General features: G+C 38.4%; 24 protein-coding genes. 21 read left to right on the top strand and 3 right to left on the bottom strand.

Going from position 1 to position 24,583, the window contains the following annotated elements; all coding sequences use genetic code 11:
- Positions 1 to 184: 184 nt before the first annotated feature.
- The 4 genes from J0J33_RS00705 (at position 185) to J0J33_RS00690 (ending at position 3,687) form a co-directional block, all read left to right on the top strand.
- Complete coding sequence (locus J0J33_RS00705; protein WP_206921741.1) at positions 185 to 1,816, top strand: glucosaminidase domain-containing protein; 1,632 nt, start codon at positions 185 to 187, stop codon at positions 1,814 to 1,816.
- Positions 1,817 to 1,966: 150 nt separating this feature from the next.
- On the top strand, positions 1,967 to 3,055 hold the full coding sequence (locus tag J0J33_RS00700) for a DUF4097 domain-containing protein (protein ID WP_017370546.1): 1,089 nt from the start codon (positions 1,967 to 1,969) through the stop codon (positions 3,053 to 3,055).
- A gap of 37 nt (positions 3,056 to 3,092) precedes the next feature.
- Positions 3,093 to 3,293 (top strand): PspC domain-containing protein, encoded by a 201-nt coding sequence (locus tag J0J33_RS00695; protein ID WP_017369124.1) that lies wholly within the window; start codon positions 3,093 to 3,095, stop codon positions 3,291 to 3,293.
- A gap of 34 nt (positions 3,294 to 3,327) precedes the next feature.
- Entirely contained in the window at positions 3,328 to 3,687 is a 360-nt protein-coding gene (locus tag J0J33_RS00690; RefSeq protein ID WP_017370547.1) for a PspC domain-containing protein, read from the top strand.
- A gap of 67 nt (positions 3,688 to 3,754) precedes the next feature.
- Here J0J33_RS00690 and J0J33_RS00685 read toward each other — a convergent pair whose 3' ends face one another.
- A complete protein-coding gene (locus J0J33_RS00685) occupies positions 3,755 to 4,504 on the bottom strand; it encodes a biotin--[acetyl-CoA-carboxylase] ligase (protein WP_206887948.1) in 750 nt (249 codons plus the stop codon).
- A gap of 145 nt (positions 4,505 to 4,649) precedes the next feature.
- Between J0J33_RS00685 and metK the strand changes: the two genes are divergently transcribed.
- From metK to pknB, 12 genes are all read left to right on the top strand, one after another.
- Positions 4,650 to 5,843: a methionine adenosyltransferase gene (gene metK / locus J0J33_RS00680; RefSeq protein ID WP_017370549.1), complete on the top strand. Its 1,194-nt coding sequence runs from the start codon at positions 4,650 to 4,652 to the stop codon at positions 5,841 to 5,843.
- 299 nt (positions 5,844 to 6,142) lie between these two features.
- Positions 6,143 to 7,759, top strand: coding sequence for a ribonuclease Y (gene rny / locus J0J33_RS00675; RefSeq protein ID WP_019294063.1), 1,617 nt, complete (start codon positions 6,143 to 6,145; stop codon positions 7,757 to 7,759).
- Between the two features lie 151 nt (positions 7,760 to 7,910).
- Complete coding sequence (gmk, locus tag J0J33_RS00670) at positions 7,911 to 8,540, top strand: guanylate kinase (protein WP_017369120.1); 630 nt, start codon at positions 7,911 to 7,913, stop codon at positions 8,538 to 8,540.
- Positions 8,541 to 8,656: 116 nt separating this feature from the next.
- Entirely contained in the window at positions 8,657 to 9,016 is a 360-nt protein-coding gene (gene rpoZ / locus J0J33_RS00665; RefSeq protein WP_003133436.1) for a DNA-directed RNA polymerase subunit omega, read from the top strand.
- Between the two features lie 151 nt (positions 9,017 to 9,167).
- Positions 9,168 to 11,495, top strand: coding sequence for a primosomal protein N' (locus tag J0J33_RS00660; protein WP_206887947.1), 2,328 nt, complete (start codon positions 9,168 to 9,170; stop codon positions 11,493 to 11,495).
- Between the two features lie 247 nt (positions 11,496 to 11,742).
- Positions 11,743 to 12,399 (top strand): deoxynucleoside kinase, encoded by a 657-nt coding sequence (locus J0J33_RS00655; protein ID WP_019292455.1) that lies wholly within the window; start codon positions 11,743 to 11,745, stop codon positions 12,397 to 12,399.
- Complete coding sequence (locus tag J0J33_RS00650) at positions 12,396 to 12,950, top strand: TIGR00730 family Rossman fold protein (RefSeq protein ID WP_019294061.1); 555 nt, start codon at positions 12,396 to 12,398, stop codon at positions 12,948 to 12,950. The genes J0J33_RS00655 and J0J33_RS00650 overlap by 4 nt, the downstream gene beginning before the upstream one ends.
- A complete protein-coding gene (locus J0J33_RS00645; RefSeq protein ID WP_019294060.1) occupies positions 12,934 to 13,413 on the top strand; it encodes a nucleoside 2-deoxyribosyltransferase in 480 nt (159 codons plus the stop codon). Before J0J33_RS00650 ends, J0J33_RS00645 begins: the two co-directional genes overlap by 17 nt.
- Before the next feature lie 308 nt (positions 13,414 to 13,721).
- Positions 13,722 to 14,675 carry a methionyl-tRNA formyltransferase gene (fmt, locus tag J0J33_RS00640; RefSeq protein WP_206887940.1) on the top strand — a complete coding sequence of 318 codons (954 nt, stop codon included), beginning with the start codon at positions 13,722 to 13,724 and terminating at the stop codon, positions 14,673 to 14,675.
- On the top strand, positions 14,665 to 15,936 hold the full coding sequence (gene rsmB, locus J0J33_RS00635) for a 16S rRNA (cytosine(967)-C(5))-methyltransferase RsmB (protein ID WP_206921740.1): 1,272 nt from the start codon (positions 14,665 to 14,667) through the stop codon (positions 15,934 to 15,936). The genes fmt and rsmB overlap by 11 nt, the downstream gene beginning before the upstream one ends.
- Positions 15,937 to 15,956: 20 nt before the next feature.
- Complete coding sequence (locus J0J33_RS00630; protein WP_017370557.1) at positions 15,957 to 16,730, top strand: Stp1/IreP family PP2C-type Ser/Thr phosphatase; 774 nt, start codon at positions 15,957 to 15,959, stop codon at positions 16,728 to 16,730.
- On the top strand, positions 16,730 to 18,688 hold the full coding sequence (gene pknB, locus J0J33_RS00625; RefSeq protein ID WP_206921739.1) for a Stk1 family PASTA domain-containing Ser/Thr kinase: 1,959 nt from the start codon (positions 16,730 to 16,732) through the stop codon (positions 18,686 to 18,688). The genes J0J33_RS00630 and pknB overlap by 1 nt, the downstream gene beginning before the upstream one ends.
- Before the next feature lie 81 nt (positions 18,689 to 18,769).
- Here pknB and rpsO read toward each other — a convergent pair whose 3' ends face one another.
- On the bottom strand, positions 18,770 to 19,039 hold the full coding sequence (rpsO, locus tag J0J33_RS00620; protein WP_017369110.1) for a 30S ribosomal protein S15: 270 nt from the start codon (positions 19,037 to 19,039) through the stop codon (positions 18,770 to 18,772).
- Positions 19,040 to 19,182: 143 nt separating this feature from the next.
- Complete coding sequence (gene proC / locus J0J33_RS00615; RefSeq protein ID WP_017370559.1) at positions 19,183 to 19,974, bottom strand: pyrroline-5-carboxylate reductase; 792 nt, start codon at positions 19,972 to 19,974, stop codon at positions 19,183 to 19,185.
- Positions 19,975 to 20,131: 157 nt separating this feature from the next.
- On the opposite strand from proC, the gene glmU reads away from it, so the two are divergent.
- The 5 genes from glmU to pepC all read left to right on the top strand — a co-directional run bounded on the left by glmU (position 20,132) and on the right by pepC (position 24,557).
- Positions 20,132 to 21,508 (top strand): bifunctional UDP-N-acetylglucosamine diphosphorylase/glucosamine-1-phosphate N-acetyltransferase GlmU, encoded by a 1,377-nt coding sequence (gene glmU / locus J0J33_RS00610; protein ID WP_017370560.1) that lies wholly within the window; start codon positions 20,132 to 20,134, stop codon positions 21,506 to 21,508.
- A gap of 32 nt (positions 21,509 to 21,540) precedes the next feature.
- A complete protein-coding gene (locus tag J0J33_RS00605; protein WP_017370561.1) occupies positions 21,541 to 22,125 on the top strand; it encodes an NUDIX hydrolase in 585 nt (194 codons plus the stop codon).
- Positions 22,118 to 22,396 (top strand): cell wall synthase accessory phosphoprotein MacP, encoded by a 279-nt coding sequence (macP, locus tag J0J33_RS00600; protein ID WP_003133453.1) that lies wholly within the window; start codon positions 22,118 to 22,120, stop codon positions 22,394 to 22,396. The genes J0J33_RS00605 and macP overlap by 8 nt, the downstream gene beginning before the upstream one ends.
- 94 nt (positions 22,397 to 22,490) lie before the next feature.
- Complete coding sequence (locus J0J33_RS00595; protein ID WP_206921738.1) at positions 22,491 to 23,171, top strand: 5'-methylthioadenosine/adenosylhomocysteine nucleosidase; 681 nt, start codon at positions 22,491 to 22,493, stop codon at positions 23,169 to 23,171.
- A gap of 75 nt (positions 23,172 to 23,246) precedes the next feature.
- Positions 23,247 to 24,557, top strand: a complete 1,311-nt coding sequence (gene pepC / locus J0J33_RS00590) for an aminopeptidase C (protein ID WP_019294088.1) — start codon at positions 23,247 to 23,249, stop codon at positions 24,555 to 24,557.
- Positions 24,558 to 24,583 lie beyond the last annotated feature (26 nt).

Here is a 24,583-nt window from a genome sequence, read left to right as displayed (position 1 = left end):
GTTAGTATAGCAGATTAGCTTGGGAAATGGGGGCTTGTAAAATAAATGAAATAACTGTAAAATAATCGCTCATATTGGTTGAGTGAAATAATAATTTTTGTTAGAATAAAGTGACCAATCGTTTTATTAAAAAAAGATTATAAAACCAAGATTTTTTGATTGACTTGAGGAGATAAAATTAACAATGGCTGAAAAAAAATATAAACATATGAAGGTAAAGGAGCGTAAAGCTCTACCAAAGGTCACTCTAAGTGCAGCGGCAGTATTAGGCGTCGCTGCTTTTGGTGCGAATGCTCATGCGGATAGTACAACAACTGCTTCATCAGATTTCAAAGTGGTAACGAATGTAGATACTGTGACTCAGAACTCAGAGGTAAACAAGATTGAAGCTGGGGATGATGGGCAGTTGAGCAGTAGTAATTCAGAAAACTCAACGGATTCAACAAATCCAACGGATCCAGTAGATCCTACAGACCCGGTTGACCCAACAGATCCAGTAGAACCTACAGATCCGGTTGACCCAACAGATCCAGTAGAACCTACAGATCCGGTTGACCCAACGGACCCAGTAGATCCTACAGACCCGGTTGATCCAACGGATCCAGTAGATCCTACAGACCCAGTTGACCCAACAGATCCTGGTAAACCTGTGAACCCTGAGAAACCAAAACCAGAAAAGCCGAAACCATCTAAGCCAAAGCCTTCTAAACCAAAGCCATCAACGCCAAAACCTAGCACTCCGGCACCGGCGCCTACACCAGCTCCATCTGCACCTAACTATAATTATGTGGCACCCGTTTATTCTGGAGCAAATTATACAGCACAGGATGCGGTAACTACTTATAAACAGGCAAGTACAGATGGCGATTTGAAATTCAATAAAACAAATATTGCAGTACCTCCATTGACAAAAATTAACAACACAACTGTTGAAGATTTTATCAAAAGTATTGCTCCTCGAATTTCACAACTTGCAGGACAAAATAATCTCTATGCTTCTTTAATTATTGCACAAGCTATTTTGGAGTCAGGCTACGGACATAGTAATGTCGCATCTATCTACCACAATTTGTTTAATATCATTGGTGCATTTAATGGACAGTCCGTAACAATTTCTTCGGGAACTTATCGGGCCTATGATAATTTTGACCAATCCCTTGTAGATTACATCAACTTGATGTTGCATGGGACAACTTGGAACAGCAAGATTTATGCTGGAAGCTGGAAGGTCAATAGTGACAGTGTTGAGGATGCAGCACGTTCATTGCAAGGAATTTTTGCTACGGATCCGGAGTATGCCGCTAAGCTTATTCAAATTATTAAAGAATACAACTTGACTCAGTATGACGATATTGAAAACTTGTCAGATGAGTTTAAAAATCTTGATGCTCCTGCAAGTCCATTATTGGAAAAAATGCCGACTGACTTGAAATTCCCAGAATATGATGGCAAACAATATCCAGGTGCCTCAAGCTATGCTTGGGGAAATTGTACACAATATGTGTATAACCGTATCTTCCAATTGGGTGGAAAAATTGGTCAATTCATGGGTAATGGTGGCGTTTGGGGTTCAAACGGTGCCGCACAAGGTTATTACACAACGACTATTCCACAAGTGGGTTATGCGGTAAGTTTCCCACCGGGTGTAGCTGGAGCTTCTGCTGAGTATGGTCACGTTGCTTTTGTGGAAAAAGTAAATAAGGATGGTTCAATCCTTGTTTCCGAAATGAATGTTAAAGGCCTCAATGTTGTGGATTATCGTACGATATCTGCAAGCGATGCAAGTTTATCCACATATATTCAACCTAAAAAATAAAAAAACGGTTCGTAAGAGCCTTTTTTTGTTCTTTTTAAAAAAAGTTAAAGAAAAAAATCAGTCCAAAGACTGAGATTATCCACAATAAAGTATGGGATAATTTAAATATAGAGATTGACAGATCTCAGTTCTATAACAGGAGGAACAAAAATGAATAAAAAAGATAGAATTATGGACTTGATGCGTCGGGGAATTATCACCGAAGATGAAGCTTTGGAATTGCTTGATAAATCAAATCCTATGGCTGAAGAAGGCCAAAGCGAAAATAAAGAAAAATTTAATTATACAGATACAGAAGGATTTGTTAACCACGAGGTTGACTTTATGGACTCCTTCAAAGGAATCATGGATCAAATCGTGTCAAAAGGAAAAGTAGTGTTCAAAGATGCTTCGAAAGCAATCGATGACAATATCGACTTCTCTAAAGGCTTTCCAAAAGTAAAATCAACAGTAAAAACTGTGGAAAAAGATATTGACGGCGACTTTCATTCCGTTAATTTAGACATTAAGGCAGGTAAAATTTCCGTTTATCCTGGTGAAAATGCTCATGTAAAAGCTGAATACAGAATTTACGGTGCAGTGGATCAAGAAAAAATTGATGAATATCTGGCTGAAAAAACAAAACTCGAAGTTAACGACGGCGTTTTAGAGATTACGACATCTGATAGCTTGCGTACAGCTGTTAATTTGGAACTTTACTTACCTGAAAAAGTGTATGAAACTTTTGATTTCAAGTTTGCACATGGGGATATTAAAGTAGAAAAAATAGCAGTGGATAACTTAGAGATTGATCAAGTCAATGGTGAAGTTGAACTTGTGGAAACAACCAACAAAGACATTAACGTAACTATTAAAAATGGTGAAATTAAAGTTTTAGATGGTTCAACAAATGTTTTGAAGTTGAATTCAGTCAATGGTAACATTCGAGTTACATCAGCTTTTGAAGATGGAGATGTCAACTTGGTTAATGGGAATATTCTCTTGACACAAAACCAAGATACACCAAGAAAATTAATGGTGAAAAATGTCAATGGTGATGTGAAACTTTCTGTACCAGAATATCTCGGTCTTGTTGGACATGTGCGTACAGTCTTTGGTGGCTATAAAACACGTTTGAACTTGGATAATCCTTTTGAAGCAAGTCGTAACGGTGCGGCAGTCGTTCGTACTGGTCCAGATACTTTAACCTTTGAACTCGAAACAAAATCAGGAACAATCTGGCTTAAAGATATTGACTAAGCAGAAATCCTTCCAAACTTTTTAGAAAGGAAAACATATGTCTAAAAGACAACTTACAAAATCATCGAGTAACCGTATGCTGACGGGGACCATAGCTGGCGTAGGCGAGTATTTTGGCTTAAGTCGTGATATAATTACACTAATGCGTATTTTGTATGTGTTCTTCGCTTTAGGAAGTTTTGGAACACTTGCACTTGTATATATCGTAGCGAGTTGGCTAATACCTAGCCCTCATTAATCATTCGAAGGACAGCTTCTAGAAAGGAAAGAAAATGTCTCAAAAACAATTAACAAAATCACCAAACAATCGAATGTTGACGGGTACGATTGCAGGTATCTGTGAATACTTTGGTTGGAGCCCTGATATCATTACTTTTGTACGGATCTTGTATGTCCTCTTAGCTTTCGGAAGTTGGGGAAGTCTTATTCCTGTATACTTTATTGCCAGTTGGATTATTCCAAGTGCTGGAAGTAATGCTGGGAGACAAAACTACCGCAGAACAAATGAAGAAAACTGGTCAAGCTATGCGGACCGTTGGCAAAGCAAATCTTCATCTCACTCATCTGGCCGTAAGATGAAAGAGGCTGAACCAGTTGAAGATGAGAAAAAAGATGACTGGTCAGATTTTTAAAAAATAATAATTCCGAATTTCCTAAACTCCTAATAATATAAATGAAAAAATTAAAACTGGACGTCCATCACGTCCAGTTTTTTAGCGAGATTTCACCGCTTGAGAGAGTTTTTATCTGACCATCTTCAAGGTGAACAATGAGTTGACCAGATGGTGTTAAGTCTACTGCGGTACCTCTATATAAGACTTTATTTTCCTCAAATTCTACTGTTTTCCCAAGAATGAAGGAATGAGTTTTATAAATTTCAAAGAAGTCTCTTTTAGAGAGCTGATGAAATTCTGACCAGATTTTGGCAACAAGCTCAGAGCGTGTTATTGTAGGAGTTTCTGTAAATAATGAGCCGGCTTTGAGAGCGATTGCTTCAGGAAATGTTGAAATATGAAAATTTATTCCGATGCCCAAGGCGACCTGCAAACTCGTATCTGGTTGGACTTGGGCCTCTGCGAGAATTCCTACAATTTTTTTATGATTGAGATAAATATCGTTAACCCATTTAATATCTACTTTCTTTGTGGTCAGTGTTTCAATTGCTGAAACGACAGCTGCAGCGGCAAGCAGTGTGTAATTAGGCAGATTTCCCAAAGATCCGACAGGCTTTAAGAGGAGTGTCATATAGATACCTCCTTCAGGGCTGGCATAGTATTCCCGCCCAAAACGGCCATAAATACCTGATTGTTTTTCAGACATATATAAAGTGTTGGCTTGACCATCAGCTTTAGCATCCAACTGTGTGGAGATGGATTCATCAAGGATTTTAACGTCGTTTAACCAAGGATTAGCATCTAAAATAATTTTTTTATCTAAAGGATTTTTCATTTAGGCAAAGTATATCAAAAATTCTCTTTTTGTGCTAAAATAAAGGAGTTACAATTTCCGATGGCGGGAGAAGACTCTCCAAGTGAGCAATCACTACCATTAAGCCTGTAACCGAAAAATACTTAAGAAGTAGGGGAAATAAAGAATGTCAGAAAAACGTCTATTCACATCAGAATCAGTTTCAGAAGGACATCCAGATAAGGTCGCTGACCAAATCTCGGATGCTATCCTTGATGCCATTGTGGCACAAGACCCAGATGCACACGTAGCCTGTGAAACAGTAGTTTACACAGGTACAGTTAATGTATTTGGGGAGATATCAACATCAGCTTATGTTGATATTGCTGGAGTGGTTCGTGAGACAATCAAAAATATTGGCTATACAGACAGTGAAAATGGATTTGACTACAAATCAGTCGGTGTCCATGTTTCACTTGTAGAGCAGTCACCAGATATTGCCCAAGGGGTAAACGAAGCAGAAGAAGTTCGTGGTAAAGATGGAAAAATCATTGATCCACTTGATCTTATCGGTGCTGGTGACCAAGGGATGATGTTTGGTTATGCAACCAACGAAACAGAAGAATATATGCCACTTGCGATTTCACTTAGCCATAAACTAGTGAAAAAATTAGCAGACTTACGTAAGTCAGGTGATATCAGCTACCTTCGTCCAGATGCAAAATCACAAGTTACAGTAGAATATGATGAAGCAGGACAAGTTAAGCGTGTAGATACAGTGGTTATTTCAACACAACACGCAGCTGAAGCTACTAATGAAGAAATTCGCCGAGATGTCATTGAAAAAGTAATCAAGGAAGTTATTCCGGAAAATCTTCTTGATGATGAAACAAAATACTTTATTAATCCAACAGGTCGCTTTGTTATTGGTGGACCTCAAGGAGATTCTGGTTTGACTGGCCGTAAAATAATCGTAGACACTTATGGTGGGTACGCACCTCATGGTGGTGGTGCTTTCTCAGGTAAAGATGCCACAAAAGTTGACCGTTCAGCTTCATACGCAGCACGTTATGTTGCCAAAAATATTGTTGCTGCCGGTTTGGCAGATAAAGCTCAAGTCCAATTGTCTTATGCGATTGGTGTAGCTACACCAACCTCTGTAAATATTGAAACCTTTGGTACTGGAAAAGTTTCTGACGACATCTTATTGGCAGCTATCCGTGAAAACTTTGATTTGCGTCCGGCTGGTATCATCGAAATGCTAGATTTGCTCCGCCCAATTTATGGACAAACAGCCGCTTATGGTCATTTTGGTCGTACAGACATTGATCTTCCATGGGAACGTTTAGACAAGGTTGAAACACTTAAAGAATTGCTTTAAACAACAAAACTGTGTTATTATGCACAGTTTTTTTATTTTATAAAAATGCTATAAAGGACGTTATTACGTAGTTACTTTACTGGTTTTACTAATCATAATCTTTCATCTTTCACTCTGCAGGCTATCATGCTTTTAAAATCAAAATGTCAAAAAGTTGAAAGCGGTAAAATACTTAATTGAAACATATCCTAAAAAATGGTAAAATATAGGGAGTGTTTCTCTGCAAACACATATGAATTATAATCAAGCTATCTGCCTTATTGAACCGCGATAAGGCAGGTATGAATAAAAGGAGACAAATGAACGTCATATCACTCGTTCTGCTTGTCTTGTTGATTGTATTGGTTATTGCCTTTATTTTTTATGCCCAAAATATTAAGAAAAACAAGCAAGATGCTGAGAGTCTTTTTATGCAGGCAGAAAACAAGGCAAATGAGATAACGGCAAATGCACAGCGTGATGCTGCTCTTGTAAGAAAAGAAGCGGAAATCCTGAGGGACGAAGCAGAAGCATTCAAGAAAGAAGCGCGCTTTAATCTTCGCGAAGAAGAACAAAAGCAACGCCGTGAAATCGAAGATGAATTTAAGCAAGATCGTAAGGAGTTAAAAGAAACTGAACAACGCCTAAAACAACGTGAAGAAGTTCTAGACCGTAAGGATGATAAACTTACAAATAAAGAACGTAGCTTAGACTCTAAAGAGGAAGCGCTCTCTAAAAAAACTGATACACTCAATAAACGTGAGCAAGAACTTTTAGAAATTGAAGAAAAGAAACAAGAAGAATTAGAACGTATCGCTGCTTTAACAAAAGATGAAGCGAAAGAAATCATTCTTAGTGAAACCCGTGATGGTTTAACCAAAGAAATGGCACAGCTGATACGTTCAAGTGAAGAAAAAGCACATGCTGAAGCTGATAAACGTGCGAAAAACATTGTTTCACTTGCAATCCAACGTGTCTCTAGTGATTCGGTGGCTGAACAAACGGTATCAGTAGTTACTTTACCAGATGATGGCATGAAGGGACGGATTATCGGACGTGAAGGTCGGAATATCCGCACCTTTGAAGCCTTGACGGGTATCGACGTAATTATTGATGATACTCCAGAAGCTGTTGTATTATCTGGCTTTGATCCGATTAGACGTGAGATTGCACGAATGACCTTGGAGCAACTGGTTCAAGATGGTCGTATTCACCCTGCACGTATTGAGGAACTTGTTGAGAAAAATCGCAAAGCATTGGATCACAAGATGCGCGAGTATGGCGAACAAGCTGCCTTTGAAGTGGGAGCACATAACCTCCATCCAGATTTAATGAAAATCATGGGTCGCTTGCATTTCCGTACTTCTTATGGTCAAAATGTTCTTGACCATTCAGTTGAGGTGGCAAATGTTGCTGGAAACCTTGCTGGAGAGATGGGCGAAAATGTGAGTCTTGCAAAACGTGCCGGCTTCTTACATGATATCGGTAAAGCTCTGGATCATGAAGTTGAAGGTAGCCACGTCGAGATTGGTACAGAACTTGCACGTAAGTACAAGGAAAATCCAATCGTTATTAATACTATTGCGAGTCACCATGGAGATACAGAACCAAACAGTAATATTGCTACTTTGGTTGCTGCAGCTGATGCTTTAAGTGCAGCGCGTCCTGGGGCACGTCGTGAGTCGATTGAAAATTATATTAAACGACTGCGTGATTTGGAAAATATCTCAACAAGTTTTGACGGTGTTGAAAGTGCCTTTGCATTACAGGCAGGACGCGAAGTTCGTGTCATGGTTAAGCCAGAAAAGCTTACAGATGATCAAATCGTAATTCTTGCACGAGATGTGAAAAATCGTATTGAAGACGAGATGGATTATCCAGGAAATATTAAAGTTACAGTTATTCGTGAAACACGAGCTATTGACTATGCAAAATAAAAAGTACTCCCAGCAGTGCTTTTTATTTTGAGGAAGAATAAAAAAGTTATGTTACAATTAAATTAATTAAAGTTACTTTGTATTACGCGAAGTGGATATATAAGCCCAACTTTGCTAGAATAGATTGTAAACAATAAGTGAGGTTAAAAAGATGCCCGAACGTGGTTTATTAATTGTCTTTTCTGGTCCTTCGGGAGTAGGAAAAGGTACTGTCCGTGCGAAAATTTTTGAAAATGAAAATAACTTTGATTACTCTGTATCAATGACAACACGTGCACAACGCCCTGGTGAAGTAGATGGAAAAGATTATTATTTCCGCACACGTGAAGAGTTTGAAGAAATGATACGTAAAGGTGAGATGTTAGAGTATGCTGAATATGTCGGCAATTACTACGGTACACCTTTAACCTATGTCAATCAAACTTTAGATGAAGGTAAGGATGTATTTCTTGAAATCGAAGTGCAAGGAGCCTTGCAAGTTAAGGAGAAAGTACCAGATGGTGTATTTGTCTTCTTGACGCCCCCGGATTTGGAGGAGCTACGTGGTCGACTTGTTGGCCGTGGTACTGATAGTGCAGAAGTAATCAATAACCGGATGATGAAAGCAAAAGAAGAAATTCGCTTGATGAGTGAATACGACTATGCTGTTGTCAATGATAAGGTTGAACTTGCTGCAGAACGTGTCATCAAGATTATTGAGGCAGAACATTATCGTGTCGATCGTGTAATGGAGCGTTATGCACATATGATTGAGAAGTTAGACGAAGACGGTAAAAATTAAAAACAAGAGGCTTGAGATTTTAGCTGAAAGACGCTTAGGTTGTTTTAAATAAGAAGAACCCATTGGTGACTGAGATCCAATGAAACAGCGTACAGAAAAGAAAAGAGGAAACTGATATGATGTTAGAACCTTCAATTGACAAATTACTCCAACACGTGGATTCAAAATATTCACTCGTTGTTTTGGAAGCCAAACGTGCTCATGAATTGCGTGATGGCGAACGTCCTACAATGGAATTTAAATCTGTTAAACGTACATTACAAGCCTTGGAAGAAATCGCGGCAGGAACAGTAACGATTCACCCTTCGCCAGATGCTAAACGTGAAACATTGAAAGAAAAACGTGAATTAGAACGTCTTCAACAAAAAATGGCTGAAAAACTTATCCGCGAACAAATCGCGAAAGAAGAAGCCGAAGAAGAAGCAAAACAAAAAGGTAATCGTGCAGCTAAAGCAGCTGCAGCTGCAGCTGAATAAGAAATGGTACCAGCTTTCAAAGATTTATTTTATATAGAAAATCTTTGGAAGTTTTTCTTTATCCCAAATTCAGAGTTGACATTCGGTTAACTCTTTTTGCTATAATTAAATTATTATATTTAGATACAGAAAAAGTAAGCAGAGGAGAAAAATGTTCAAAAAAATAGCACGAATTATTGTAGATGTTCCTCTGATGCAGACAGACAAACCGTTCTCCTATGCTATTCCTACAGAATTGCAAGAGATGATTGAGCCAGGAATGCGCGTTCATGTTCCCTTTGGTAAAGGCAATCGGCTAGTTCAAGGAATTATTATTGAAAGTGTAGATGAGGAAGAAGAGGGACTCAAAGAAATAGCGGAATTGCTCGACTTAGAGCCTGTCTTGACAAAGGAACAACTCTGCTTGGCAGATGAAATGCGCCATACTGTCTTTTCTTACAAAATTTCTTGCCTTAAAGCCATGTTGCCTAATTTATTGAATTCAAGCTATGATAAGATTTTGACTAATCAAGAAGGCATTCAAACCAAATGGAGTGCGCTTAGTGAAAGTCAAAAAGTCCGAGCATTAAAAGATGTCAAGTCAGGAAACTTATCCGTTAGCTACTCTGCAAAATCAAAAGAAAATAAGAAAACAGAAAAGTATTTAAAGGCAAATGCTAAATTGGCTACCTTTGAGATTGGCAAAGCGGCCAAAAAAAGAGCAGAATTGAAAGATTATCTTTTAAACCAAGAAGCAAGTGTGCGTCAAAAAGACTTACCATTTTCTTCGGCTATCATCAAGTATTTTATAGAAAATGAACTTGTTGAAGTGACTGAAAAAGAGATTTCAAGAACAGCGGCTGTTTTTGAAGCTGTCGTTCCTGATAAAGCAAAAGTTTTGAATCATGAGCAGCAACTTGCCTTTGAGGCAATTGTTTCTTCTGCAGAAAAGCCTTTTTTACTGGAAGGAATTACAGGATCAGGAAAGACAGAAATTTATTTACAGGTTATTGAACATTTTTTGGAAAAGGGACAAACTGCAATTATGCTGGTGCCTGAGATTTCTCTAACACCACAAATGTCTAATCGTTTTATTGCGCGCTTTGGGGGAAAAGTTGCGATTATGCATTCGGGACTTTCGGATGGTGAAAAATATGACGAATGGCGTAAGATAAAGGAAGGACGAGCTCAGGTTGTTGTGGGGGCGCGTTCCGCTATCTTCGCACCTTTAGAAAATATTGGGGTTATTATTATTGATGAGGAGCATGAAACAAGCTACAAGCAAGATTCAAGCCCACGTTACCATGCCAGAGATATTGCCTTATTACGTGCACAATATCATCATGCACGGTTAGTTCTCGGTTCAGCGACCCCTAGTCTCGAAAGCCGAGCACGTGCTCAGCGAAATGTTTATCATTTATTGACACTCACACATCGAGCTAATGACCAAGCTTTCCTACCTGAAGTTCAAATCGTAGATATGCGTAATAACCTTAGTGACAAGTCGGCCAATTTCTCAGATATTTTACTACAAAAAATTCGCGAAAAAATTGAGCGAAATGAACAAGTAATCTTGATGCTTAACCGTCGGGGTTATAGTTCTTTTGTGATGTGTAGAGATTGTGGTTTTGTTGTTGAATGCCCGAACTGTGATATTTCTTTGACCCTTCATATGGATACGAAAACTTTGAATTGCCATTATTGTGGTCATCAAGAGGGGATTCCACAAGCGTGTCCGAGCTGTCAAAGTCGAAAAATAAGGTATTATGGCTCAGGTACGCAGAAGGTTCAAGAAGAATTAGAAAAACTTCTACCAGAAATCCGCATTTTACGTATGGATGTAGATACAACAAAAACAAAAAATGCCCATGAGAAAATTTTAAATAAGTTTGGTCATCATGAGGCAGATGTACTTTTAGGAACACAAATGATAGCGAAGGGACTGGATTTTCCTAATGTGACACTGGTCGGTGTGATTAATGCGGACACTGGTTTAAATCTCCCCGATTTTCGGGCAAGTGAGCGCAGTTTTCAGCTGCTCATGCAAGTTGCAGGACGTGCTGGGCGTGCGGATAAAAAAGGAGAAGTTATCATCCAAACATTTAATCCAGGTCACTATGCGGTTCAACTTGTTGCTGATCAAGATTACGAAGCCTTCTACCGTCAGGAGATGTATTACCGGCAACAACTTTCTTATCCGCCCTATTATTTTACGGTTCAGCTCTTAGTTAGTCATAAGGATGAGGATACAGTTGCAAAAAAAGCTTATGAGATAGCAAGCATAATTAAGTCAAGTTTATCAGAGAAGGCTAAAATATTAGGACCAACTCCAAAACCTATCGCACGAACACATAATCTTTATCATTATCAGATACTGGTGAAGTATCGTTTTGAGGAGCAACTGGAAGAAGTCTTAAATCAGGTCCTTGATTTAACACAAAAACGTGAAAATAAAGATGTTAGAGTTCTTATCGATAGTGAACCCCAAAGTTTTGTATAAAAATGACAAGCTACTTGTCGTTTTTTTTTGTGGAACATTGTCTGAATTTTATCAGGTTTTCATTGCTTACATTTTTAAAGTTAGCACTATATGTTGTGTTGTGTTATAATTAAAAATGCCTTTAACCACTACATGTTGTGTTTGTGCGTTGGGGCGATTTTGAACAAAAAAAGTGTGTTCATGAGCTCAATGAACCTTTTCAAATAGTATTCTGGGAGTAAGAATACAAAAAGTTAGGAAGGAAAAAATGGCAGTGTTAGTATTAGCTGGAACAATTGGAGCTGGCAAAAGTTCACTTACAGAGATGTTAGCAGAAGAGCTGGGAACAGAGGCGTTCTATGAGAGTGTAGATGATAATGAGGTTTTGCCTCTCTTTTATCAAGATCCACAAAAATATGCCTTCTTGTTGCAAATCTATTTTTTAAATAAGAGATTTGACTCGATTAAAAGAGCACTTTCGCATAACAATAACGTGCTTGATCGTTCAATTTATGAGGACAGTTTGCTTTTTCACCTGAATGCAGATTTGGGACGAGCAACAGAGATTGAAGTAGAGGTTTATGATGCTTTATTGGAAAATATGTTAGAGGAAATCAATACGCTAACTTTTAAAAAGCGCCCTGATTTATTGATTCATGTAAGTGTATCCTTTGAAAAAATGTTGGAACGTATCCAAAAAAGAGGACGCGAATTTGAACAATTGGAATACGATAGTTCATTGTATGGCTATTATCAAGAGTTAAACAAGCGTTACGAAAAATGGTTTGAGGATTTTGATATTTGTCCTAAAATTCAGATTGACGGCGATAAGTATGATTTTGTTGAGGATGAAGAAGCAAAATTGTTTGTCCTTGAACAAATTAAAGATAAACTCGCAGAAATTGAGAAGGAGAACAACAAATGAATCTGACTGTTTTCTTATCGGCTCGTGATGGGAAAAATCCGACACATTTATTACGTAGCAAGAAACTCGGTGAAGCGATAACGCGTTGTGGACATACCTTAGTTTATGGAGGGTCCCAAGAAGGATGTATGGGTGCTGTATCAGATGCGGTGCTAGAGAACAAAGGACAAGTTATTGCTGTTTACCCGGATGGGGTTTTGCCTTTAGAACCACCTCGCCAAAATGCAACAGAGCTCTATCTGGCCAAAAATATGGATGAACGCAAGCGCAAGTTGATTGATCTGGGCGAAGCATTTATTATTTTGCCTGGAGGATTTGGGACAATGGAAGAAGTTTTTCAACTCTTGACAGAAATGAGTATTGGGCAAACAGCAATTCGCCCAGTTATTTTCATTGATAAAGACTTTTATCTTCCTTTATTTAATATGATTCAACAACAAACCAAAGAAGAAATGTTATCTTTAGAAGTTTTAGAAGCCGTTCATCTTGTTGAAACAACCGAACAAGCCATGGAGTTATTAGGAGATTTAAATTATGAACAAGCCATTTGAACAGGCAGTAAAAGTATATCTTGCAGCACCCTTTTTCAGCGAGATTCAAATTCAAAAAGTGGAAAAATTAGAAGCAGCACTTGCAAGTAATGAAACAGTAGCGTCTTATTTTAGTCCGATGCGTTGCCAACGTCCAGAAGGATTAGCAGAGGATATTGAGCCATTTACACCAGTGTGGGCAAAAGCTACGATGGAAAACGATGTTAAAGAAGTTGAAGCTGCTGATGTGATTGTTGCCATCTTAGATTATGATGGACAGGATACTGATTCGGGCACTGCATGGGAATTAGGCTATGCGATTGCGAAAGGCAAACCGACTTTCTTAGTACGTTTTGAAGAAGATGTACCGGGAAATATTATGCTCACAGAGCGAAATACCGCCTTCTTTACCGAAGTTGAGCAAGTAGAAACATATGATTTTATGGAAGCTCAAACCATACCTTATACCGGTAAATATATATAGTTATTATTTATTTTTTATTCATTTCGGAGCGAATAAATAACAAAAAGAGAGGTATTGATTTTCTCTCTTTTTCTTTTTTATCGTAAAGAAGAGTTATCCTAAGTTGAAAGCCTATAATTAAGGGTACGAAAAGGAATAGGGGGTAAGAAAATGTTATAATAAAGGGCACACATTTTTTATAGGATAAGAAAAAATTTTTTATGAAAAATAAAAGAGGAGGATGAAGAGCACGAGTAACCTGTTCAAGGAAATTATCATGCACTTGAAATATTAAGAAAAAGGTTTAGACAACGTGTTAAAATAATACTATGACAAAAACGAAAATCATATTTATGGGGACACCTCAGTTTTCTCAAACGGTTTTGCAAGGATTAATTGATAGCCAACGTTATGATATTTTAGCTGTGGTGACACAACCAGATCGTAAGGTGGGACGTAAGCAAGAACTTCGACAAACACCTGTAAAAGAGTTAGCATTGAAAGCTAACTTGAAAATTTTACAACCAGAGAAATTATCTGGTTCACCTGAAATGGAAGAATTGTTAGCCTTTGGCGCTCAAGGTGCAGGTATTGTAACGGCAGCCTTCGGACAATTTTTGCCGGGGAAATTGCTTGATGCAATGGCTTTTGCGGTAAATGTTCACGCGTCTTTATTGCCTAAATACCGTGGCGGAGCACCTATTCATTATGCAATTATGAATGGTGAAAAAGAAGCAGGCGTGACCATTATGGAGATGGTTAGAAAAATGGATGCAGGCGATATGGTTGCAAAAGCTTCTACTCCGATTTTAGAAGAAGATAATGTAGGTACAATGTTTGAAAAATTAGCTGTTGTCGGTCGTGACCTTCTTCTTGAAACACTCCCTCTCTATGTTGCAGGAGAAATCAAGCCAGAAGCACAGGATGAAACGCAAGCTACTTTTTCTCCAAACATTAGTCCTGAAGAAGAAAAAATAGACTGGACAAAAAATAATCGTCAAATCTTTAATCAGATTCGCGGTATGAATCCTTTCCCTGTGGCACATACCACCTGGAATGAAGGGCGTTTCAAAATCTACAATAGTCGTCCCATCGACACAGAAAAACATGGTCAGCCTGGCGAAATCATTGACAAAACAAAAAAAACGCTCGTAGTGGCAACAGGTTCTGGTGCCTTAGAGCTTTTAGAAGTACAGCCGGCTGGAAAGCCCAAAATGGATATTGTTAGTTTCCTCAATGGTTTAGGACAGAAAGTAAATATAGGTGATCAATTTGGCAAGTAATGCAAGACAAGTCGCACTCGATGTGCTTAACGATATTTTTGGGAATGATGCGTATGCGAATATCGCCTTAGATAGGACGTTACGTGAGGTACAACTTTCGGACTTAGATCGTAATTTTGTAACGGCTTTGGTCTATGGTGTAGTGTCCAAGGAAAAACTTTTGGAGTGGTATCTAGAGCCTTTCTTTAAAAAACAACCGAAACCTTGGGCCAAGATGCTTTTGATAATGACCATATATCAAATCCTTTTTATGGATAAAGTGCCAACTTCAGCTGCGGTTGATGAGGCAGTTAAGATAGCTAAACGTAAGGATGGACAGCAAGCTGGAAACTTTATTAATGCTGTTTTACGTAATTTTATGCGGTCAGAACGCCGAAATGAAGAACCAAAAACTTGGGAAATCAAATATTCTATGCCGAAACTTCTTTTGGATAAAATGGTACGTCAGTTTGGTGGAAAACGTACAGGAATGATTTTAGAGAGCTTAGAAAAACCAAGTAAAGCCAGTCTCAGAATAATTGATCCTCAAGTTGCTATTCCTGACACAGTTCCTTCAGAACTCTCGCCGGTTGGCCGTGTGGCAGACCATGGTAATTTTGCTCATAGCCAAGCATTTATTGAAGGAAAAATGACCATTCAGGATGAGACAAGTCAGTTGGTAGCCCCACAACTTGATTTAACGGGAAGCGAACGGGTTCTTGATGCCTGTGCTGCTCCAGGAGGTAAAACAACACATATCGCTCAATATCTTGATACAGGACATGTTACAGCCTGTGATTTATACGATCACAAGCTAAAGCTCATTGAAGACAATGCGGAACGTCAAGGCGTGTGGGAAAAAATTACGACTGTCAAAGCCGATGCAACACAATTAGAAGAACGTTTTGCAGACGAAGAGGACTTTGACCGCATCTTGGTTGATGCACCGTGTTCGGGTATTGGTTTAATTCGTCGCAAACCTGATATTCGCTATCGTAAAGAAAGCTCTGATTTTCTTAATTTACAGGAAATCCAACTGAGAATATTGGACAGTGCTTCGAAAAAGCTGAAGAAAAATGGTATAATGGTTTACAGTACCTGCACAATTTTTGATGAAGAAAACTTTGAGGTAGTCAATAAGTTCCTTGAGGCTCATCTAGAATTTGAACAGGTTGAAATTTCGCACGAAAAAGAAGATATTGTCACAGACGGTTGTATTTTCATTACACCGGAAATGTACCATACAGATGGTTTCTTTATTGCGAAATTCAGAAAACTTTAATTCTTTTATAAGGAGCAAAAGTGGAATATAGTATTTTATCAGACATTGGTATGAAACGTACTGCCAACCAAGACTTTGCAGGCACTTATGTTAACCGCGCAGGTTATCGTCTTTTTCTTTTAGCAGATGGTATGGGTGGTCACAAAGCAGGCAATGTCGCTAGTAAATTAACCGTAGAGGATTTGGGGAAATTGTGGTCCGAATCATTTTTTGATGATGGCACACCTGTTGCGACAATGGAAACATGGCTTCGCAATCAAATCCGTAATGAAAGTGAAAATATTGCAGATTTAGGTAAACTAGATGAATATCAAGGGATGGGAACAACTCTTGAAGCTTTAGTGATGCAAGAAGGACAGGTCATTTCGGCTCACGTTGGTGACAGTCGTACCTATCTCATTCGTGATGGACAATTGCAAAAAATTACAACAGATCATTCTTTAGTTCAAGAACTTGTTGATGCAGGTCAAATTACTGAAGAGGAAGCTGAAATACACCCTAACAAAAATATCATTACACGTTCTCTTGGCCAGTCAGCCGAAGTACAAGCTGATTTACAAGCTGTTGATGTTCAGCCAGGGGACTATCTGTTAATGAACTCTGATGGTTTGACCAATATGATTTCTGCAGAGGAAATTTTAGAAGTTGTTTATTCTGAAGCTAGTATTGAAGAGAAAACGGAAATACTTGTAGGTCTTGCAAATGAAGCAGGTGGTCATGACAATATCACAGTAATCTTGGTGAAAATTGACGAAGAGTCTGCAGTGGTGAATGAAGATGTGGAGGTTGACTGATGATTCAAATCGGAAAAATCTTTGCAGATCGGTATAAAATCATTAAAGAAGTTGGTCGTGGTGGTATGGCCAATGTTTATCAAGGTGAAGATACATATCTTGATAATCGGCAAGTCGCTATTAAAGTTTTGCGTTCTAATTTTGAAAATGACAATATTGCCATTGCTCGTTTTCAAAGAGAAGCATTTGCAATGGCAGAACTATCTCACCCCAATATCGTTAGTATTTCTGATGTAGGAGAGTCTGAAAATCAACAATATATCGTAATGGAATATGTTGATGGTATGACTTTAAAGCAATACATCAATGAACACGCCCCTTTATCAAATGATGAGGCAATGAATATTACTTCAGAAATACTTTCGGCTATGGAATGTGCACATAACCACGGCATTATTCACCGGGATCTGAAACCGCAAAACGTGTTACTCTCACAAAGTGGTAACGTGAAAGTGACGGACTTCGGTATTGCCAAAGCCTTAACAGAAACGAGTTTAACACAAACGAACACGATGTTTGGTAGTGTTCACTACTTATCGCCAGAACAAGCGCGTGGTGCCAATGCAACGCTTCAGTCAGATATTTATGCTATTGGTATTATCTTGTTTGAGTTGTTGACAGGGCAGATCCCGTTTGATGGCGATTCTGCAGTAGCCATTGCCTTGAAACATTTTCAGGAAAATGTACCCAGCATTATCAACATCAACAAAAATGTACCTCAAGCGTTAGAAAATGTCGTAATCAAAGCAACAGCTAAAGATATCGACAATCGCTATGCGAATGTTGAGGAGATGATGACAGATCTCGCTACGGCTACCAGTTTGGATCGTAAAGGAGAACCAAAGCTTACCTTTGATAAGGATTTAGATGCAACTAAAGCTTTGCCTAGTAAGTTAATTAATCCTTATGATACGAAGCCATTAATTGATCATCCGCAAGCTGAGCAAAAGGATGAAGCTAAAGATAAAGCGTCTGAAGATAAGGCAAAAACAGATTCTGAGCCAAAAAAGAAAAAATCACGCAAAGGCTTAATTGCTTGGATTATCCTTGCCCTTGTACTTATTGCAGGCGGCATCACAGCTTGGATGATTACAACACCTCAAAATGTTTCTGTTCCTGATGTGACAAATATGACACAGGCAGAAGCAGAAAGTAAACTGAAAGAGAAAAATCTTGCTGTAGGAAATATTATTCCCGAACTAAGTACGACGGTTGAAAAAGATAAAGTAACACGTACGAATCCTGAATCTGGATCAAATGTCCGAAAAAATAGCAAAGTAGATATCTATGTCTCACAAGGTGCAACCGGCTTCAAGATGGACGACTATGTAGGTCAAAAATATGAAGACGTTGTTGACGAGCTTGTTTTGAATAAAAATATCAGTAAGAGCCAAATTAAGGTTAACTACGTGACAAGCTCCGAAGATTCTGGCACTATTGTGAAACAAACGCCAGCTAAAGGAGAGTTTTTCGATCCGACAGGTAACGATCAAATTACATTTGATGTATCCGAAGGCGAGACAGTAATTATGCCTGCGCTTGCTCTTACTTCAGGTGGATTAAGCTCAACATCAGCAATCAGTTACCTCAATCAGCTTGAAAGTCTTGGTGTTCCTACATCCAATATAACTTTTGTTGATGCTAGCACGGCTAGCAAGGTTTCAAGTTCTAACCTCGATGGTTATTATGTAACACAGACCAGCCCTGAATCAGGAAAAGAATTTAATCCTTCAAATACAAAAATTACATTGACAGTGGCTAAAGCTAACAATAGTAATACTGGAGGCAATCAAACGCCAGAAACCACAACTGAAACAACTCCGGAAACAACACCAGAGACGACTCCAGAAACAACACCAGAGACTTCACCAGAACAAGGTAAAGACTCTTCCAACCAAGAAAAAGATTCTTCATCAAACAATGGAAACACGAATAATACAACGGAACAATCGTCTTAATATAAAAAACTTCCAGATATCTGGAAGTTTTTTTGATACAGTAAAAGAAAAAAACTGCCCAAAGACAGTTTTTTCTGAGTCTTAACGACGAAGACCGAGTGAAGCGATAAGTTCGCGGTAACGTTGAACATCTTTTTCACGAAGGTAAGCAAGAAGGTTACGACGGTGACCGATTTTTTTCATCAATCCACGGTAAGTTGCGTGGTCTTTTTTGTGTGATTTGATGTGGTCGTTAAGGTGGTTGATTTCCCAAGTCAAAACAGCGATTTGAACTTCAGGTGAACCAGTATCGCCTTCAGTGCGCGCATATTGCTTGATGATTTCTTGTTTTTTTTCTTTTGAGATTGCCATGAGTTTTTCTCCTTTTTATTTAGTGCTCATACCGAGTAGAGCGCAGGCAAAGCGCAAAACCAAGAATGAGTTGTAAAAAACTACCTACTTATCTTACACTATTTTTAGACTTTTTACAAGCTTATTAGGTAACAAAAGCTGTTTTAGTTTAAGGTATTTTCTTTTTCAATCGTTGCAGTGATTGCATCAATTACTGTGGCTACAAAATGATTTTGTTCTAAAGAAACAACACCGGCAACAGTGGTCCCGCCAGGACTTGAAACTTTATCGACCAAAGTCCAAGGACCTTCACCTGATTCCAAAATCATTTGAGCAGAAGCTGCAACGGTTTCTGCAACGATTTTGGTAGCTTGATCTTTAGGAATACCATGAAGAACACCAGCTCGGCTCAAAGCATCAACAAACATATAGATATATGCAGGACTAGAACCAGCAATCGCTGTGAAAGTAGAAAAATCTTTTTCAGCAACTTCATGAACAGTACCGATGGAAGAGAAGATTTCTTGAGTCAACTGATAGATATCAGAACTTACATACTCATTACGTACAATCGCAGAAGTCGATTTTTGAATTTGTGCGTTAATGTTTGGCATTACGCGAATGATAGGAAAGTCATATGTTTTAGACATGTCTGATAAGGCTTCCAAATCGAAACCGGCTGCGATAGAAATAAGGGTTTTATCTTTCGTAAACAGAGGGGAAATTTCTTCCATGATGTCAGGCAAAATTTGAGGTTTGACAGCCATAACGATAAGATCAGATTGTTCAACGAGCTCACCATGTGAATGACTAGCAAACACACCCAATTTATCAGCTTGCTCCTGTGTCTTTCTCAAATCACGTCCCGAAATAAGCACGCGGACATTTGACTTATCAAGTCCAGTAATGATAGCAGATGCCATCTTACCGACACCTATAAAACCAATTGTTTTCATTTTATCTCCATTTTCTTTATAGTAGAACTTCCTTCATTTTAGCATATATTTTAGCATATTTATAGAAACAAAGACAATAATTAGAAATACTCTTAGAATGTGATATAATCGATGTATATTCTATTAGAAATTTAACAAGTTTTGGAGGCCATATAAAATGGAAAAATATGCAATTATACTCGCGGCTGGAAAAGGCACGCGCATGAAATCGTCTTTACCAAAAGTTCTTCACAATGTGGCAGGAAAAACAATGCTAGGTCACGTTTTACAAAGTGTGAATCAAGTGGATATGGAAAAACGTATCGTGATTGTTGGGCATGAAGCAGATAAAGTTATTGAAACTCTTCCTAAAGGAACAAACTTTGTGAAACAAGATGAGCAATTAGGAACTGGCCATGCGGTTCGTATTGCCTCAGATTTACTTGAAAATGAAGAAGGTGCAACTTTGGTTATTGCGGGAGATACACCTTTAATTACAGGCGAAACTTTAGAACAATTATTTGAGTATCATGTGGCGCAAAAAGCTACCGCAACTATTTTAACAGCTATTGCACCAAATCCTACAGGCTATGGACGTATCATCCGCGATGCTGAGGATTGTGTGGAAAAAATTGTGGAGCAAAAAGATGCTTCTGCAGAAGAACAAGCTATCCAAGAAATCAATACAGGTACTTATATCTTTGATAACAAGGCTTTGTTCTCAGCGCTTGAAAATCTTACAACGGATAACGCACAAGGGGAATACTACTTGACAGATGTTATCGAAATTTTCAAAAAGCAAGGAAAAACTGTTACGGCCCATATTTTAGAAGACTTTGATGAAAGTCTTGGTGTAAACGATCGTGTTGCTTTAGCACAAGCAGAAAAAATTATGCGTCGTCGCATCAACCATCAACATATGGTCAATGGTGTGACACTTATTGATCCAGAAACAACTTATATTGATGCAGATATCGAAATCGGTGAAGAAACGGTCATTGAACCAAATGTACAAATTATGGGTAATACCGTTATTGGTAAGAAAACCTTGATTACAAGTGGAAGCCGCATTGAGAATTCAGAAATTCATTCTCATTGTGAAATCCGTTCGTCATGGATTGAAAGCAGTAAAATGAACATTATGAGTAATGTTGGACCATATGCTCACTTACGCCCAGGAACGGTTCTCAGCGAAAAAGTTCATGTGGGTAACTTTGTTGAAATCAAGGGCTCAACACTCGGTAAAGGAACAAAAGCCGGTCACCTTACTTACATTGGTAATGCAACAGTTGGTGAAAAAGTGAACTTCGGTGCTGGAACAATCACTGTAAATTATGATGGTCAAAATAAATACAATACGGAAATTGATGATTTTGCCTTTATTGGTTCTAACTCAACATTAGTAGCACCACTTCGTGTGGGTAAAAACGCCTTGACTGCTGCCGGCTCAACTATTACTAAGGACGTTGCACCAGAAAGTATCGCAATTGGACGTTCACGTCAAGTTGAAAAGTCAGGTGCTGCACGTCGCTTGCCGCATTTTCGTGGTGAGTAAAATATAAGAAAATAAAGATAACGGAGATAAACATGCGAGAATTTGACGAGAAAAAGTTTGAAGAACCCACTTTGTCTCGTGAGCAAATTTTTCACGGACAAATTTTTCGAGTGGTAAAAGACTTAGTAAGTTTACCAGATGAAACAATGGCAACAAGAGAGCTAGTTTTTCATAATGGGGGTGTTGCTGTTGCACCAATAAGTGGAGATAAGCTTGTATTGGTAGGACAATATCGTAAAGCTTTTGAAAAATTTATTTATGAAGTGCCTGCGGGGAAACTAGAAGCCGATGAGTTGGATGACCCGAAAGCCGCCGCTTTACGTGAATTAGAAGAAGAGACGGGCTACACAGCAGAACAACTTGTCGAAATTACGAGCTTTTATGGTACACCTGGTTTTTCTTCTGAAAAAACATATCTTTATTTCCCTATTGGACTCACGAAGGTTGAAAACCCTCGTCCGAAAGACGAAGGAGAATTTCTTGAAATGATTGAAGTGACGCTCCCGGAAGCTAAGACAATGATTGAAGAAGGGCAAATCTGTGATGCTAAGACAATCATGGCTGTTTGGTACTGGGAGCTGAAAAATCTGAAAAAACAAGGAGATTTAGATGCCTAAACCACTTTTGACAGATGATATCATTGAGGATGCAGAGCGAAAAAGAAGGCGTTTAGAGAGAAGTCTCAAAGAAGAATTAGAGCAAGATCGAGAAATATCAGAGAAATACGATAAACTTGAACGTGATTTATCAAAAAATGCGGTTTATAAAAGTCGTCGCATTGAAAATGCCAAGCAGAAAAAACGAAGTAGTCGTGTAAACAAATGGCTCCTTATTACTTCGCTTGTTGTAATTGGGATAGGAATTTTGTTTTTCTGGTACTATTTCTAAATGATATCTATACCTCACATATATGTGGGGTTTTATTTTAAACTTTTATACTATATAATGTACTTACCACAATGAAAGAAAAAGGAGAATAAAAATGAAATTAGGAATTATTTGTGCAATGGAAGAAGAGCTACGTACTCTTGTAGAAAATCTTGACAATGCAAGTAAGATTACACGTCACGGTTATGTCTTTCATACCGGCTCAATAGGTCGTCATGAGGTTGTACTGGTCCAATCAGGAATAGGTAAAGTGATGTCTGCAATGGCAGTTACTTTGTTGGTTGAAGTTTTTTCCGTTGATGGGATTATTAATACAGGTTCTGCTGGTGCGGTTAATCACGAATTAAAAATAGGCGATGTTGTTGTTGCTGACAAGCTTGCTTATCATGATGTTGATGTTACAGCTTTTGGCTATGCTTTTGGGCAAATGGCGCAACAGCCGCTTTATTTTGAGAGCAGTAAATATTTCGTTTCGGAGCTTAAAAAAGCGATTGAGGATCCTGTTGTTGGTCTGATTACAAGCTCTGACAGCTTTATTTCTAGCGACGGTCGCATTGCTGAAATTAAAAAACACTTTCCAGATGTTTTGGCCGTTGAAATGGAAGGGGCTTCGATTGCCCAAGCAGCAACAGCCTTGAAAAAACCGTTTGTCATTATTCGTGCGATGTCGGATACAGCAAGCCACGATGCAAATGTGAAATTTGATGAATTTATTATTGAAGCTGGTCGCAAATCTGCGCAAACATTAATGAATTTTCTGAACAATATGGAATAAACGATAATTAGCTGACTTTTTCACCAGAAAAAGTTATAATAATAAAATCAATACATGGAAGTGGAGAAGAATGAAATGACTATTACTCAAGATTTCACACAAAAACTTTATGACAACTTTGCGGAAAACCCTAAATTTCGTGCTGTAGAGAATGCAGCGACGAAAAATGGGCTCCTGAATGCTTTGGAAGTTCGTAGCTCACATGCCAACAATATTCCAGAGTTTTCAATTGACCTTACCAAAGATAAAGTAACGAATCAAAAACAATCAGGTCGTTGTTGGATGTTTGCTGCTCTGAATACTTTCCGTCATAAAATGATTGGACAATTTAAGTTAGAAAACTTTGAACTGTCACAGGCTTACACTTTCTTTTGGGATAAATACGAAAAGTCAAATTGGTTTATGGAACAAATTATTAACCATGTAGATATGGACGATCGTCGCTTGAAATTTTTACTCCAAACACCACAACAAGATGGTGGACAATGGGATATGGTTGTGGCGCTTTTTGAAAAATACGGTGTTGTTCCTAAGGATATTTATCCTGAATCAGCAGCATCTTCTAATTCGCGTGAACTCAACCAGTATTTAGACAAACTGTTGCGCCAAGATGCTCAATTATTGAGAGAAGCACTGGCAAAGGGCGAAGATGTACAAGTTCTTAAAGAAGATTTGTTACAAGAAATTTTTAACTTTTTAGCAGCAACTCTTGGACTTCCTCCGCAACATTTTGAGTATGCATTCCGTGACAAAGAAAGCAAATTAGAAAAATTCTCAGGCACAGCCCAAGAATTTTATGCTCAATATGTGGATATCAAACTTGATGACTATGTTTCAGTCATTAATGCACCAACAGAAGATAAACCTTACAACAAATCATACACAGTTGAATTTCTGGGAAATGTGGTTGGAGCTCGTGATGTTAAGCACTTGAATCTTGACATGGATCGTTTCAAAAAACTCGCCATTGCACAAATGCAAGCAGGTGAAACAGTTTGGTTTGGTTGTGATGTTGGACAAGTTTCAAATCGTAAGGATGGTTTGTTGACTCTTGATGCATATGATTTTGAGACAGCGCTTGATATTCACTTTACACAGGATAAAGCCTCACGCTTAGATTATGCTGAATCTTTGATGACACATGCTATGGTTTTAACAGGTGTAGATTTGGATGAAAATGGAGCACCTACGAAATGGAAAGTTGAAAACTCTTGGGGGAAAGATGTTGGTAAGGAAGGCTATTTTGTGGCCTCTGATGCGTGGATGGATGAATATACCTACCAAATCGTAGTACGTAAAGATTTGCTCACTCCTGAAGAACTTGCAGCCTACAATGCTGAACCTCAGATCCTCTTACCTTGGGATCCTATGGGAGCTTTGGCTTAAAAGAAGAGAAGATGTCCCATATGGAC

This window comes from Lactococcus sp. LG1267 (assembly GCF_017309545.1).
Taxonomy (GTDB): domain Bacteria; phylum Bacillota; class Bacilli; order Lactobacillales; family Streptococcaceae; genus Lactococcus; species Lactococcus petauri.
The sequence above is the reverse complement of the archived record's forward strand: the minus strand, read 5'-3'. Positions and strand labels throughout refer to the sequence as shown.

Excerpts from the sequence above, each read along its gene's own strand:
- J0J33_RS00705 (WP_206921741.1), top strand. The coding sequence starts at position 185 with ATGGCTGAAAAAAAATATAAACATATGAAGGTAAAGGAGCGTAAAGCT.
- J0J33_RS00700 (WP_017370546.1), top strand. The coding sequence starts at position 1,967 with ATGAATAAAAAAGATAGAATTATGGACTTGATGCGTCGGGGAATTATC.
- J0J33_RS00695 (WP_017369124.1), top strand. The coding sequence starts at position 3,093 with ATGTCTAAAAGACAACTTACAAAATCATCGAGTAACCGTATGCTGACG.
- J0J33_RS00690 (WP_017370547.1), top strand. The coding sequence starts at position 3,328 with ATGTCTCAAAAACAATTAACAAAATCACCAAACAATCGAATGTTGACG.
- J0J33_RS00685 (WP_206887948.1), bottom strand. The coding sequence starts at position 4,504 with ATGAAAAATCCTTTAGATAAAAAAATTATTTTAGATGCTAATCCTTGG.
- metK (WP_017370549.1), top strand. The coding sequence starts at position 4,650 with ATGTCAGAAAAACGTCTATTCACATCAGAATCAGTTTCAGAAGGACAT.
- rny (WP_019294063.1), top strand. The coding sequence starts at position 6,143 with ATGAACGTCATATCACTCGTTCTGCTTGTCTTGTTGATTGTATTGGTT.
- gmk (WP_017369120.1), top strand. The coding sequence starts at position 7,911 with ATGCCCGAACGTGGTTTATTAATTGTCTTTTCTGGTCCTTCGGGAGTA.
- rpoZ (WP_003133436.1), top strand. The coding sequence starts at position 8,657 with ATGATGTTAGAACCTTCAATTGACAAATTACTCCAACACGTGGATTCA.
- J0J33_RS00660 (WP_206887947.1), top strand. The coding sequence starts at position 9,168 with ATGTTCAAAAAAATAGCACGAATTATTGTAGATGTTCCTCTGATGCAG.
- J0J33_RS00655 (WP_019292455.1), top strand. The coding sequence starts at position 11,743 with ATGGCAGTGTTAGTATTAGCTGGAACAATTGGAGCTGGCAAAAGTTCA.
- J0J33_RS00650 (WP_019294061.1), top strand. The coding sequence starts at position 12,396 with ATGAATCTGACTGTTTTCTTATCGGCTCGTGATGGGAAAAATCCGACA.
- J0J33_RS00645 (WP_019294060.1), top strand. The coding sequence starts at position 12,934 with ATGAACAAGCCATTTGAACAGGCAGTAAAAGTATATCTTGCAGCACCC.
- fmt (WP_206887940.1), top strand. The coding sequence starts at position 13,722 with ATGACAAAAACGAAAATCATATTTATGGGGACACCTCAGTTTTCTCAA.
- pknB (WP_206921739.1), top strand. The coding sequence starts at position 16,730 with ATGATTCAAATCGGAAAAATCTTTGCAGATCGGTATAAAATCATTAAA.
- rpsO (WP_017369110.1), bottom strand. The coding sequence starts at position 19,039 with ATGGCAATCTCAAAAGAAAAAAAACAAGAAATCATCAAGCAATATGCG.
- proC (WP_017370559.1), bottom strand. The coding sequence starts at position 19,974 with ATGAAAACAATTGGTTTTATAGGTGTCGGTAAGATGGCATCTGCTATC.
- glmU (WP_017370560.1), top strand. The coding sequence starts at position 20,132 with ATGGAAAAATATGCAATTATACTCGCGGCTGGAAAAGGCACGCGCATG.
- J0J33_RS00605 (WP_017370561.1), top strand. The coding sequence starts at position 21,541 with ATGCGAGAATTTGACGAGAAAAAGTTTGAAGAACCCACTTTGTCTCGT.
- macP (WP_003133453.1), top strand. The coding sequence starts at position 22,118 with ATGCCTAAACCACTTTTGACAGATGATATCATTGAGGATGCAGAGCGA.
- J0J33_RS00595 (WP_206921738.1), top strand. The coding sequence starts at position 22,491 with ATGAAATTAGGAATTATTTGTGCAATGGAAGAAGAGCTACGTACTCTT.
- pepC (WP_019294088.1), top strand. The coding sequence starts at position 23,247 with ATGACTATTACTCAAGATTTCACACAAAAACTTTATGACAACTTTGCG.